Genomic DNA, 13,005 nt, shown 5'->3' with positions numbered 1-13,005 from the left:
CGGGCCTCGTGCGGGGCGAGTACGGAAGAACGTGCAGGAACGGGGTATTTGTCGTGTACCGGGGCGGGGCCGCAGGCGGCTCGGAAGCGGGGCCGGAGGCGGCGCTGGGGGCGAGTGCGGAGGCGGCCCCCCGGACAGCCGCCCCCGCGCCCCAAGGCCGTCTACGTGAGGTCGAATTCACCATCCCGCGCGCCCAGCACGAACGCGCGCCACTCCGCCTCCGTGTAGCGCAGCACGGTCTCCGGATCCAGCGACGAGCGCATGGCGACCGCGCCTCCCGGGAGATGGGCGATCTCGACCCGTTCCTCCACGTTTTCGGTACCGGGCGCGCTCAGCCACTCCACATCCGAGATGTCGAGAGCGTAGAGCTCGTCCTTTTCCTGCTGGGTGCCCATGCGCACGTCCCTTCGGTCGAACTGTGTCGTTCCCCGTCCATGATCCTGAAAAGCGGCGGATCCGGGGGGTGAACAGGACAGGATTCAGTCCATCCTGCGAGCGCTGCCCAGCAGTCCCGTCTCGACATCCGTCGCGCCGGTCATCACCCAGTGTCGCTCGCGGCCCGCCACCCAGAGGGTGACGCCGTCCGCCAGAGTGGGCAGGGCCTCGCTCTCGGCGCGTGCGAGTCCCAGGATCCGGCCGATCTGCTCCGCCTCGGCCGGCGACACGCGCTGAATGCCCACGAGCGTCGCCGCCCGCATCAACCGGGGCGCCACCGGGCTCAGATAGGGCAACAGCGTCAGCACGGACTGCCACGGCGAGGACACCACCCGGCCGCGGGGCGGACGCATGCCGCAGTCGCGCACCACCACCACCGGGCTGCCCACGGTCGCCCCGGTCGGCGGTACCCGGCCCACGTCGTGGAGCGAGACGCACTCGAGACCGGCACCCGCTGCCTGCGCCAGCGTCGTCCACGCCTGGGTGCGTCCCGTCTCGACCGCCACCCGCGCACCGGTAGCGGCCGCACGCAGCGCAAGCACCTGCGCGGTCCACAGACCGCCGATCAACAGGACGTCGTACGGCGTCGGCCGGTGGAACCCGATCATCTGCGGGCGTCCTTCGGCGTCATCGCCGATGATCACACCGTCGTCACCCACCGGCAGCGACAGCGCGCCCAAGTGGTCGGCGGCCAAGGTATGTCCGGCATGACGAGGGCCCAGGAGCCCACGCCTCGGCACGATGCGGTTCGTCACTGCGCGCCTCCCAGCGGGAGCGTGGCCAGCACACCCGGCAGCTGTTCACGGTCCAGCCGTACGAGGCCGACCTCCGCATGCCGTGCGGCTTGCTCCAAGGTCCTTCGTACGCCGACGAGTTCGGTGTCCGAGCCGCCGGTGATCCGTACATGGCCGCGGACCGACACACGGCCCTGGTGCGCACCGCGGCGCACCGTCAGGCTGAACGTCGTCGCGTACGCGGGTACGGAGGTCAGCAGCGACACGAGCCGCGGGAGCGGAGTCGCACCCCGGCCCAGTTCGGGCCAGCGGTCCACCGCGTAGGTGGTGTGCCAGCGGTCGTCACAGCGCCAGACCCGGGCCGTCTCCGCCGTACGCCGCTGAGGCGCCGCGTCCGGGCGTCCGGCGCGAGCCGACAGGATGGGGTTGGCGCACGCCGACGTGGCCACGGCGGAGTTCAGCTCCTCCTGGTCAAGTACCGAGGCCCGGAACCCGGCGCCGGTGATCCGGCTCGCCACATGGTCCGCTACCCGCACCAGACAGCGCTGAGCGCCCCCCATCCCGCCACCGCGGGCTTCCACGGCCTCCCGGCACAGCTCCGGATCCAGCTTCACCGCCACCCAGGTCATCCGCAGGGCGGGCGCCCCGGTCCGGTCCTGGAGGGGTGCGTACGAGAGCCGGGCGACCGACCGCTCCGGCAGGTGCGGCGCCGGAGCGGGCCGTACCTGCTGCACGAGCTGTGCGGACTCCAGCACGATGTCGTCCACCGAGAGCGCGTCGCCCAGGAGGGACAGCGGAAGAGCCCGGGCGCCCATTGCCTGACGGAGCGACTCACCGCTCGCCTCGACCCGCACGACCGCGGTGAGGAACGTGCCGTCCCCGACCATGCCCACGGTGCGGCGGGCGCCGTCCACGTAGATGTAGGGAGCGAATCCCGGCACGTTCTCCGCCACCGGTGCCAGCTGCGGCTCCGTCTCGGCGGTGGGCGCCGCGACCGTACGCCTGCGCCGGCGGAGGGACGACACCGTCGAAAGCCAGTCCTGCATGGCCCGGCCACGGCGGCGGACCACCGCGAGGAGGATCAGCAGGCACGCGATCACGCCGGCGGGGACCAGCCACGCACCGCCGAGGGCCGCCCCGACCACGACGACTGCCAGGGCTGCTTCGATGAGCACCATCTGTCGCAGCGCGGGCCCGGCGCGGCCGGTCCTGGAGATCGACTGGAGGGTGGTCGCGGCAGGAGCGTCCGCCGGCCGGTGGGGGGCGGCGCCGTCAGGCGCGTTGCTGCGTTGCCGCCGGGAAGAGCGGGACGTTCGGTGGGTGGACCGCCTCGTGCGCTCGCCCGTCGCTGCACCCATTGCCGCGTTGCCCCCTCGTGTCCGTATTCATCGTTTTTTTCACGGGCGTTGATCGGGCGATCACCCTACCTGAGCGGTGAGAGCCAAGTGCCAACAGGCATAGTAGGGGTCCCGATCGGGGGCAGCGGCCCACGGAGGGTGTGGGAACCTGGTCGCCCACTGGGGAGAAGGGGCAGCGCGCACATGGCATCACGGCGGGACGAACTCAATGCCTACACCTTCGCGAAGCGGAGGTTGGTCGCACAGTTCCTGCAGCCCCACCCGTCCGGCTCGGAAGAGGGTGCTCCCCGCCCCCTGAGGGCGGTGGTGCCAGGAGCGATCGTCGGCGTGGTCGTCCTCGCGGTGTTCGGAGCCTGGGGGATGTTCAAGCCGGTCGCCCCCCAGAAATGGGACACCCCTTACGAGAACGTCATCATCGCCAGCAAATCCACTACTCGTTACGTGGTGTTGAAGACCGACGGCAAGACGCAGCTCCACCCGGTGCTCAACATGTCCAGCGCCAAGCTCCTCCTCGCCCCGGACAAGGGCAAGGTCGTCAACGTCGACGAATCGATCCTCGACAGCGGCAAGATCCCGCACGGTGCGACCCTCGGCATCCCGTACGCGCCTGACCGCCTGCCCGACAAGACCGAAGCCGGCTCCGCGAAGCGCTGGGCGGTCTGCGAGCGGCCCGGCGAAGGCGGCAGGGCCATACAGAAGGCCGCGTTCGTCTTCGCCGAGCGCGAGCAGAAGAGGACCGAGGGCACGGGCAAGCTGCGGGGCGGCGAAGTGATGTACGTCGAGGGCCCTGGCCCCGACAGGACCCGCTACCTCGTGGACGCCAAGGGCAAGGCGTACGCGGTGGAGAACGACGAGCTGCTGCTGCGCACCTTGGTCGACCAGGGCCGCACCCCCCAGCGGGTGTCCGCCGACTGGCTCGCCACGCTGCACACCGGGGACGCCGTCACCTTCCCGTCCATCGAGGGAACTCCCGGTGCCGAAGCGGGTGTTCCAGGAAAGTTGCAGCCCGAGGACGACAAGGTGGGCAGGATCCTCGCGGCCACCGCCGGCACCAGGACGCAGCAGTACGTGGTCCTGGAAGGCCGGGTCGCCCCTGTGTCCGACTTCGTCGCCAAACTCCTGCTCAACAGTCGCGCGCTGGTCAGCCTCAACCCGGACGGCAAGGCGAAGCACGTCAGCGCCGGAGCCTTCGAGCCCGGGGAGGCGTTCGGACAGGAGAGGGACTGGCCCACGAGCGAGCCGACGCCCGTCAACTCCGCGAGCACGGACAGCGGAAGCCGTAACACCGTGTGCAACGTCCTGCGCGGCGTCTCCGAGGAGAGCGGAGCGGGCACGCTCAGCACCTGGGTGGGGACGGTCTTTCCCGCCACGCTCCCCACCGGCTCCAGCAGTGCCTACGTCACCCCCGGATCCGGCCAGCTCTTCCGTCAGTTCAAGGGGTCCGATCCTGCGTCAGGCCCTCTCTTCCTGGTGACCGACACCGGTCTGCGCTATGCCATGCAGTCCAACGGGGACAGCGTGGGGGACGACTCCGGCATCGGTGAATCCGGCACGAAGGAGGAGCGGGACCAGCGGCGGCAGGAGGCACGGCAGGCGCAGAGTCAACTCGGTTACAAGGACGTCGATCCCGCGCCCGTCCCCGCCGCCTGGTCAGCCTTCCTGCCGACCGGTCCTCGCCTCTCGACGGGCGCCGCCCGCCAGCCGCAGGGCTCGTGAGGAGCGACGACGTGACCACGCACCCCGCTTCCACGCACTCCCGGCGACTGCTGACAGCCGTGGCCGCCACCGGAGTCCTCCTCGTCACGCTGCCGGTGCCGACGGCGGCCGCGGACGACTCCACCCAGTGCACCTTCCCCTCGAAGAAGTACGCGGGCCGTCCCTGGGCCCTGCAACGCGTGCTGATGGACGAACTGTGGGAACAGTCCACCGGCAAAGGTGTGCGGGTGGCGGTCATCGACACCGGCGTCGACGTCAAGAACGCTCAGCTGACGAAGGCCGTGGACGCCGGGAGCGGCCGCAACTTCCTGCCGAAGAACCTCAAGGACGAGAACGGCAACAAGGTCGAGCGCGGCAAGGAGAACGGCACCACGGACCTGGTCGGCCACGGCACCAAGGTCGCCGGCATCATCGCCGCGCGCGAGGCGGAGGGCACCGGATTCACCGGCCTGGCCCCGGACGCGACGATCATCCCGATCCAGCAGAACGACGCCGAGGGCCACGGGACCGCGGAGAGCCTGGCGGGGGCCATCCGTTACGCCGCCGACCAGGCGGACGCGGACATCATCAACATCTCCCAGGACACGGCCAACGCGGTGAAGCCCACGCCGCTCCTGGAGGAGGCGGTGAACGCCGCCCTGGCCAAGGAGATCGTGGTCGTCGCCTCGGCCGGCAACGACGGGTTGGGCGGAAAGGTCAAGGAGACCTATCCGGCCTCGTACGCCGGCGTCCTGGCCGTCGCCTCCTCGGACCGCAACAACGAACGTGCGGCCTTCTCCCAGTCCGGTGACTTCGTGGGTGTAGCGGCGCCAGGCGTGGACATGATCTCCACGGTCCCGGGCGGAGGACACTGCTCGGACAACGGCACCAGCTTCTCGGCCCCGTACGTCGCCGGAGTCGCGGCCCTCATCAAGGCCAAGCACAAGGACTGGACGCAGGAGCAGATCGTCGCCCAGATCGAGCAGACGGCGGAGCGCTCGATCGCGGGCCACGACCGTCTGGTCGGCTGGGGCGTCGTGGACCCCGTGCGCGCCCTGACCGAAGACGACAAGCCCATCGAGAAGCCGGTGGCGCACGAGGGCGTGAGCAAGGGCGAGGCGCCGGTCCCCGCAGCGATCCACCTGGGCGAAACCGCCGACGAACGCAACGCCAGGCTCGCGACCTATGTCGTGGTCGGCGGGGGAGTGCTGGTCGCCACCATCGCGGGCGCGGCCGTGACGATGCGCGACAGACAGCGGCGACAGGGCCGACCGGGCGGTGCGTGAGGTGCGGAACGACCGGTGACGCCGGAAGTCACGTGATGGACAAGACAGTTGGTCCTGTCAGGACCATTGGCTACAGTGATGCCATGGGCTCAGTCCTGTTCGCGCAGGTGCAATAGCAACGCGATCCGGACGGAGTAAACGGGGAAACGGGGAAGGGCAGCAGCGTGACTGAAGGCGAAGGGGATCTCCGGCGCGGGGTAGGCGCCTTGGAGAAGTTCCAGAAAAGCGTGAACACGTTGCTGGCGAACCTCGAGAGCTCACCGGCCGGCAAGTCGAAGATCGCGGCACAGGAAGTGTCGCGCACCGCCTTCAGCGGCCAGAACACCTGCTTCGCAGAAGCGGATGGCCTTTACACCCAGTACAACCGGGTCCATGAATCGCTCGTGACGCTGTCGAAGTCCCTGGGCGACCAGATCGAGTATCTGAGCCTCGGTGTGCACGCGGCGGCGGTCGGTTTCGACAACGTCGACGACGACACCCGGCGGCGGTTCCACGAGATCCGGATGGACCTCGAGGAGGAACGGAAGCGGGCGCAGGGCGAGAAGAAGGACCAGCCTGAGCAGCCTCGCTCCGACAGCAGGACCGGCTCTGCCTACGACGACTTGGGTGACAGCTGATGAGCGACGAGAAGCAGCCGGAACTGACGCCTGCGCAACAGCAGAAGCAGGACGAGGGACGCGTCCAGGGACAGTTGGTCGTCACCGACGTCGGCCGTGTGGTGGGGAACGTGATGGAGGCCTTCGGGGGCTCCGGCCTCTCGGGGCGGACCTCCTTCGAAGGCCATGAGCTCAACGCCATGATCGATCTGATCGAGCAGTCCAAGCCGGAGCAGCTCGAAGAAGCGGGCAAGGCGCTCTGGCAGGCCAGGGACGCGATCAAGGAAGCGGCGGAGGAGCTGGAGACCTTCATCAAGGGCGTCGACTGGCGTGGCGAGTCCGGCACCGCCTTCCGCGACTGGGGCAACGGCCTGGTCGCCCACGCCAACAAGCTGGGCGCCTTCGCGGATGTGGCAGGTACGCAGATCACGGTCGCGGGCACGGGGCTCGCTTCCGTACGCAGCTCCCTCCCCCCGCGTGACAGCCGCCTTGTCCGTAAGACCCCCGACGAGGTCGAGACCCCGAAGCGGGTCGAGGGCAACGCGGAGTACGAGGCGGCGGTGAAGGTCGAGGAGGACCGCCAGGAGGCCATCAACCAGGCCAACCGGCTGGCTTCGTACTACGCGGTCTCGGAGGAGACCCTGGCGGCGCAGGAGCCGCCTCGGTTCGAGAAGAAGCTCGATGTGGCGATGCCCAGGCCGTCGGAGGGAAGGCGCGGGCTGGAAGAGCCGGGCGCCGCATCGTCGACGGGCTCGGGGTCGTCCGGCAGCGTGGACGCCGGAGGCGGGACGACGCACGCGACGACGGGCGGTCAGGGCTCTTCGACAAGCGGCCGTGGCTACGAGACGCCTGTGGCGGTGGCGCCCGTTCCGGACCGGAGCACCTCGACCGAGATCAACAGCGTCGCCACTCCGCCGGCCCCGGTGACTTCCCCCGGCACGCCGTCTCCGCAACCGAGTACGAGCTCACCCGCGCCTGGGGGAGGCTCCACTCCGCCCATGGCGAACGGCTTCGTGAACCCCGTGACCAGCAGCCCACGGGCGTCCCCGACAGCAACGGGCACACCCAAAGCTGTCGGTCAGGTACGAACGGGTGGCCCCTCCGGGGGTGGCTCCGCAGCAAGCGGCCGTAGCGGACCCCCGATGGGGCGTCCCACACCGCTGGCCGGTGGTTCGGCTTCCGGAGCCGCTGGACGTGCTGGTGGCGGCCCGCAGACCCCCGCCGCCGGCCGGTCCGGCGTCACCGGAGGCAGGCCCGTAGCAGCAGGTCATGCAGGTACGCCCGGCGCTGCCGGCTCGAGTGCAGGCCGAAGCGGCATCGTCGGCGGCACCCCACAGCGGGCCGCTGCGGGCGCGGGGATGCCGACGGGTACTCGTGGTGTCCCGCGCGGCACCGTCATCGGATCCGGGGGAGCGTCACGGGCGGCCGGCTCGGCCGGTGGCTTCGGCCAGCGGGGCGTCATCGGAACCGGAGGCACGAGCAGCGCGTCGCGCCCAGGTGGGCGAGGTACTCCCAGTACCAACGGCGTCGTGGGCACGCCCCGAGGAGGCGCTGCGCGACCGGGCGCCGGCGCGAAGGGGTTCACCGCAGGCGGCGCGGGTCTTGTACGTGGCCCTGCGGGCCGGAGGGATTCCGGGGACGAGGACCGGGACGACGGCACGCCACGCCCGGACTACCTGACGGAAGACAGAGAAACGTGGGAGGCCGGCCGGCGGAGAGCCGCACCGCCGGTGATCGAGTAGACACACGGAAGATTCGGAAGTCAGGATGACCGCAGGAATGAGCCAGACCCGGAAACGCCGTATGCCACTCGGACTGAGAGGGCGCCTGCTCGGCACGACGGCCGTGGCCGCTGCCTGGAGTCTGGGATTCGCCGGGGCTGCCCCGGCCGCGGTCGCCGCAGACGCGCAGTCGAAGCAGTGGTACCTCGGTCCCATGTACGCCGAAGAGATGTGGAAGACGACTACGGGTGAGGGCATCAAGGTCGCTGTCATCGACACGGGAGTCAACTCGTCGACACCTTCGCTGAAGGGGCAGGTCCTCAAGGGCCTCGATGCCACCGGAGCCGACGGGGACGAAACCGACGACTACAACGGCCACGGAACCACGATGGCTGAGCTGATCGCGGGCACCGGTCAGGGCGGGGGCCTGAAAGGCCTTGCTCCCGGAGCGAAGATCATCCCGATGAGAGTCGCCGACACTCAGTTCCAGAATGACAATTCTGTCAATGCTTACGATACTGCGGACTCGATCCGGGCCGCTGCTGACAGTGACGCGCAGATCATCAGTATGTCGTTCGGCAGCGAATTCACCATGGATCGAGAGATCGAAGCAGTGAAATACGCCCACAGCAAGGGGAAGCTTTTCTTCTCGGCTGTGGGTAATGAGGCTGAAAAGGGCAACAAGCCGATCTACCCGGCAGCCTACCCAGAAGTCGTCGGTGTCGGAGCGACCGATCGACAGGGCAAGGTGTCCGCGACATCCCAGCACGGTGATTTCGTGGACATCGCTGCACCCGGTGACGACCTTCCTTTCTGGTGCGACGAGAAATTCGATCGTTACTGCCAGGGGAATGGCGGGACCAGCGCCGCCACGGCCATCACGTCAGCCGCCGCCGCTCTGATCTGGTCCGCCCACCCGGAGTGGACAGCGAACCAGGTCCTCAACGTTCTCTTCGACACCGCTGGGCGAGGTGACTGGGAGAAGGGCACGCTCAGTAACTACCTCGGTCACGGCATCATTCGCCCGGCTGTCAACATCCTCAAGGGCACGGGTTCCCCTGGCGCCCCGGACATCAGCCCTCTCACCAAGGAGAAGACGTCCGGTTCCGCAGCCTCGCCTGCCGCATCCGCATCAGCTTCGTCACAGCCCGCGGAGAAGGAGAAGGCTGAGGACACAGCCATGGCAGGCTCCAGCACGGAGAAGAGCGACGACAGTCAACTCGGCCTGATCCTCGGTGGAGCGGCCGTAGTACTCGTACTCGGCGTCGGCGGTTTCCTGCTGGCTCGCAGGCGGCGTACCGCCTGACTGACCGTAGTTCCTCATACGCACTCCCGGCGCTTGTGCCGGACCGAAGAAGAGCACCAGAAGGGAAGCCAGCACCATGGCAGATCAGAAGCTTTCAGATGATGCGCTCATCAAGATCGAGAACGAGCTCGGCAGGCGATTCGACTCCGTGAAGGCCCAGATCAAGACGCTGCAGGGGACGATCGACAGCCTGGAAGGCGCCTGGAAGGGCATTGGCGCCGCCGCCTTCAACAGTAAGCAGGACGAAGTCAACCGGAGGATGGGCAACATCGCCGTCCGGCTGGCCAACTTCCAGGAAGCCATCAAGGCGGCGCGCGTCATTTCGGGCAACACCGAAGACGAGATCAAGGCGGCCCTCCAGGGTGTCGACGTCGTCGAAGGCCACTCGGCCGGCGCGGAGGCCAGGACCGCTGCGATCACCCCTCCGCCCTCGGCGCTCAACTCCCTCTGAGCCTTCCGGCATCCGTACCTCGTACGGACCATCACATCGAACTAGATTGAACTGGAGGACCGTATGCCGACCAACGACGGCACGATGGTTGTCACTTATTCGAGCCTGGAGCAGGCCGCCGGTGACATCGACCGGCAGAGCAGGCAGCTTCAGGAGGACCTCGCGGCGATCAAGCGAGTGGTTGCCAGTGCGTCCGAGCTCTGGGTGGGCGAGGCCAAGACGGCGTACGACCAGTCGCGGGCCGGTTGGGACCGTGACGCCGAGGCGATCGAGAAGGCCCTGACCGAGATCTCCCGCAAGGTGCGCGACGCAGGTGCGGCCTACCAGGGCGGCGACAAGCGGGCGCGGGCCAACTTCGAGTAAAGCGCTCTGCGAAGCGGAGCAGACAGGTCAGGGTGGGCACGCACGGGAGGTGCCCACCCTGACCTGTGTCATGTCATTCCCTGGCTCGAGCGCCTCGTACTCGGCCGGCCGCACAGCAGTGACACGAGGCCGTCAGCCCTCCACCAGATTCCACCACCAGGCGATGCTGGTGATCGGCAGAGGCTGGTCCACTTCTCGTTCCTGGAAGGGCGAGGCGGCGCTCCCTGCGGGAAGGTCAGCGGGGTCCTCCGGATTGACGTAGCGATGGGTGGTCAAGGACCAGTCGTAGTCGGCACGGATCCAGGAGTCGCAGTCCGTGACCCACCGGCGGAGTTCAGGGCCGGCTTCGCGCAGGATCTGGTCGCGGAGGCGGAGATAGAGAGCCATGGCGCGGGTGTGCATCATGGCGGTCTCGGTCACGGCCTCGTCGACGGTGCACTTCTGCTCGTACGCGATCAGGTCGACGATGTTCCCGTATCCGTCCTGGCTGCGCCGGCTTTCCTTGTGGTAGGAGACCAGGTCGTTGGACCAGCCGATGATCGAGGCGAATACCTCGACGAACGCGCGGACGTCGTGACGCTCGTAGTCGGCCGCGGGGAGATCGTATCCGTGGATGATCTCGCTGAGTGTCGAGAAGATCTTGACTCCGGAGGAGTCGAGCCGGACTGCCAGATGATCGGAGAGGCTGGGAATCCGCCCCTGGGCGCTGTTGGCGGCCATCCAGATCTGGCCCTGGAGGTAGGCGCGGAAGCTGGCGGCCCAGCGGGCGGTCTGGACGGGCGTGGTCAAACCGTCGAGCCGCAGGCGTAACTCGAGGAGCGCGGAGCTGTAGTTGTCGTCGGTGGGCGCCACCCAGGGGACGTCGACGACGCGCTGCAGTCTGGTGATGATGAGCAGGGTGGCGTCCGGTGAGGCCGCGACCGGACCCTCGTCGCAGAACTCGTCGTCGAACGCGAAGAGCCACATGAGGAAGTCCGAAGTCCACTGCAACGCGGAGAGCCGGCCCGAAGGGGCACCGCGACCAGTGATCTCCCCCACGGAGATGCGCGTCAGCCGTTCGCGTTGCGTCCGGTCGGAGTAGAGACCGAATCGATCGAGCCAGGCGGCCGAGCGTTCGTCGATCTCACGCCAACTCGGGTGGATCCCCGAAGGGAGGGGGACCCACAGCTGAGGGATCTTCGGCGCTGAAGTCGGGGAGGTCATGTATCGCCCTTTCACACGTGCTGTGCAATGCCTCTGAGCCCCGGAAGTTAGCAAGGCACACGAGGAACATGTACAACCATTTCAAGCCTGCTTGGCTGGAGGACGACTGTCCTTGCCAGCCTCGGGCCCGGAATCTGCCCACGTCGTCGACATCTGCGAGATGTGGGAAAGCGGTTGATCGCGCATCGCTTGCGGGTGACCGATCTCGGCGTGCCGTTGGCCCGAAAGTGCCTCTTGCCATGTCGGGATTCACCGATTCGGCGGTGGGGTACGACGTTCCGACTCGGCCGGTCCTCGCTCCGGCCGAGCACAGTCCGGCGGCGGCCCGGTGCTGGGCGCCGGCCGCCGATGCCGGTAGCCGTGGTACACGTCGCGGTCGCGCCAGAGGGCCGGAACCGGCCAGGCCCCACCATCGAGCCTGCGGAAGAGGCCCCTTGGCCGGGGAGCGGCACAGCGGGCTCAGGTCGCCCTCAGCACTCGCCTTCACGGCTCGTCACCGCGAAGTCGTACTTCGGGATGGTCACCGAGCCGGCTCCGCCTGCCACGCCAGGGGGCTCGTAGTCCCCGTCCTTCGACCGGGTTCGTACGACATGCACGCAGAAAGCCGCGTCCGCGCCCGAGGCCATGACCGTGTAGTCGGCGTCGGAGGGCTTGTTGGATGCTGCGGCGCCGGCGTCCACCCCACTCTGCGGGGCGCCACCACCGCCGTTCTCGACGACCTCTTCCTCGATCATTTTCGCGAACTCCTGGTTGAAGCCGCTGTCGTCACCGAAGATCTCGCCGAGACGGGAGGTGCCGTCCAGCTCTGCCGTGGCCTGGCTGACCGCACTGGACAGTTCGTCATCGCTCCACTCCGCATCTGCGGACACGGCCATCAACTGGAACGCGGAGAAGACGCCGATCCCCGCCATCCCGAAGAGGACGACGCGCGCGGCCACAAAGGCTGAACCGGAAAGCTCCGGTGCCGAGGGATTGAACGATTCGCGCCACCCACGGATCCGGTCCGCTTTGACGCAGCCCATGGCCACGAGTCCGGTTGCCAGCACGAAAACGACCACGACCATTGCATTCAATGCCCTGTCCTCTACTCCCGGAGTTCGTACCCCGCACCTCGAAAGCTGTCACATCGCAGCCGCAGTGGCGTTTCTGACTTTCGCGGCAAGTTTGTCTGAGTCGTGGGTTCCTTGTCTCAGGAGGCCGGCCCACGCGAGAAGCCCCCGGCGGGCCACTCTGCTAAACCTTGAAAGGGAGAGTGCAGCCAGCGTCCTTGTGTGCGAATTCAGCGGTGCCGATCGCCAGATCGATCAACTCCTGACGGTACCTGTCGGCTGTTCTCTCCGGCTCTGCTGAACTCCGCAACAAGACAATGGTTGTCAGGCCCTGATGGCCGTGGCTGAAGCAAGGGGTGACTATTGCGGCCTTGCGCTTCGACACAACTCCCCACGTGTCCGCAGCAGTGTTGAAGCGGTCGAAGTTCTTCGGGTTCTCGGTCTCTACCATCTTGCTTGCAGGCCCACTGCTCCAGGACTCGAAGGTGCTGTTTCCCAGCATGGTGGGTTCGGTTCTGGTGATCAGAAACTCCGAGTTTTCCGTCCTGCCGGAGCATCCGGAAAAGAAGAAGTCCACCGATCCTTGATTCTTCTGTTCGACGAACGAGTAACTTGGTTCCGGAGGTGCCATTTCTCGGATGGCGGGGACGGCCTTGTCTGGGGGGCCGAGATTCTCGCAGACGTCTCCTGCCTCAATGTCCCCGACGCCCTCGAACGGTGGAAGTTCGAACAGGTAGGCGCCGCCGGTCGTCAAAGCTACAGCTGCAACCAGGCTGGCTGTGATAATACGGCCCTTAGTTTTGCTCAT

At 67.8% G+C, this 13,005-nt stretch carries 13 protein-coding genes; 7 read left to right on the top strand and 6 right to left on the bottom strand.

The annotated features are described in order from the left end of the window. Positions 1–161 precede the first annotated feature (161 nt). The 3 genes from ACFYSH_RS04425 to eccE all read right to left on the bottom strand — a co-directional run bounded on the left by ACFYSH_RS04425 (position 162) and on the right by eccE (position 2,527). Positions 162–395: a DUF397 domain-containing protein gene (locus ACFYSH_RS04425; protein ID WP_351276327.1), complete on the bottom strand. Its 234-nt coding sequence runs from the start codon at positions 393–395 to the stop codon at positions 162–164. 84 nt (positions 396–479) lie between these two features. Beyond that, positions 480–1,190, bottom strand: a complete 711-nt coding sequence (locus tag ACFYSH_RS04420; protein WP_359475384.1) for a hypothetical protein — start codon at positions 1,188–1,190, stop codon at positions 480–482. Next, the gene (gene eccE, locus ACFYSH_RS04415; RefSeq protein ID WP_388750870.1) at positions 1,187–2,527 is read right to left on the bottom strand and encodes a type VII secretion protein EccE; all 1,341 of its coding nucleotides are present in this window, start codon (positions 2,525–2,527) and stop codon (positions 1,187–1,189) included. The genes ACFYSH_RS04420 and eccE overlap by 4 nt, the downstream gene beginning before the upstream one ends. 183 nt (positions 2,528–2,710) lie before the next feature. On the opposite strand from eccE, the gene eccB reads away from it, so the two are divergent. From eccB to ACFYSH_RS04380, 7 genes are all read left to right on the top strand, one after another. Beyond that, positions 2,711–4,243, top strand: a complete 1,533-nt coding sequence (gene eccB, locus ACFYSH_RS04410; RefSeq protein ID WP_359475379.1) for a type VII secretion protein EccB — start codon at positions 2,711–2,713, stop codon at positions 4,241–4,243. Between the two features lie 11 nt (positions 4,244–4,254). Beyond that, positions 4,255–5,508, top strand: coding sequence for a type VII secretion-associated serine protease mycosin (mycP, locus tag ACFYSH_RS04405; protein ID WP_388750868.1), 1,254 nt, complete (start codon positions 4,255–4,257; stop codon positions 5,506–5,508). A gap of 164 nt (positions 5,509–5,672) precedes the next feature. Next, on the top strand, positions 5,673–6,125 hold the full coding sequence (locus ACFYSH_RS04400; RefSeq protein ID WP_388750866.1) for a hypothetical protein: 453 nt from the start codon (positions 5,673–5,675) through the stop codon (positions 6,123–6,125). Beyond that, the gene (locus ACFYSH_RS04395; protein ID WP_388750864.1) at positions 6,125–7,846 is read left to right on the top strand and encodes a hypothetical protein; all 1,722 of its coding nucleotides are present in this window, start codon (positions 6,125–6,127) and stop codon (positions 7,844–7,846) included. The genes ACFYSH_RS04400 and ACFYSH_RS04395 overlap by 1 nt, the downstream gene beginning before the upstream one ends. A gap of 25 nt (positions 7,847–7,871) precedes the next feature. Continuing rightward, positions 7,872–9,131 (top strand): S8 family serine peptidase, encoded by a 1,260-nt coding sequence (locus tag ACFYSH_RS04390; protein ID WP_359475368.1) that lies wholly within the window; start codon positions 7,872–7,874, stop codon positions 9,129–9,131. A gap of 76 nt (positions 9,132–9,207) precedes the next feature. Next, a complete protein-coding gene (locus ACFYSH_RS04385; protein ID WP_359475365.1) occupies positions 9,208–9,582 on the top strand; it encodes a WXG100 family type VII secretion target in 375 nt (124 codons plus the stop codon). Between the two features lie 63 nt (positions 9,583–9,645). Beyond that, positions 9,646–9,945 (top strand): WXG100 family type VII secretion target, encoded by a 300-nt coding sequence (locus tag ACFYSH_RS04380; RefSeq protein ID WP_351276343.1) that lies wholly within the window; start codon positions 9,646–9,648, stop codon positions 9,943–9,945. Between the two features lie 132 nt (positions 9,946–10,077). Here the strand turns inward: ACFYSH_RS04380 and ACFYSH_RS04375 are convergent, their stop codons facing one another. From ACFYSH_RS04375 to ACFYSH_RS04365, 3 genes are all read right to left on the bottom strand, one after another. Beyond that, positions 10,078–11,148: a (+)-(1(10)E,4E,6S,7R)-germacradien-6-ol synthase gene (locus ACFYSH_RS04375; protein WP_359475361.1), complete on the bottom strand. Its 1,071-nt coding sequence runs from the start codon at positions 11,146–11,148 to the stop codon at positions 10,078–10,080. Positions 11,149–11,618: 470 nt separating this feature from the next. Beyond that, complete coding sequence (locus ACFYSH_RS04370) at positions 11,619–12,221, bottom strand: hypothetical protein (protein ID WP_359475358.1); 603 nt, start codon at positions 12,219–12,221, stop codon at positions 11,619–11,621. A gap of 160 nt (positions 12,222–12,381) precedes the next feature. Next, positions 12,382–13,005, bottom strand: coding sequence for a hypothetical protein (locus tag ACFYSH_RS04365; RefSeq protein WP_359475355.1), 624 nt, complete (start codon positions 13,003–13,005; stop codon positions 12,382–12,384).

It is taken from the genome of Streptomyces sp. NPDC005791, from assembly GCF_042871485.1.
Lineage (GTDB): Bacteria > Actinomycetota > Actinomycetes > Streptomycetales > Streptomycetaceae > Streptomyces.
This window is presented reverse-complemented; position numbering and strand designations above follow the sequence as displayed.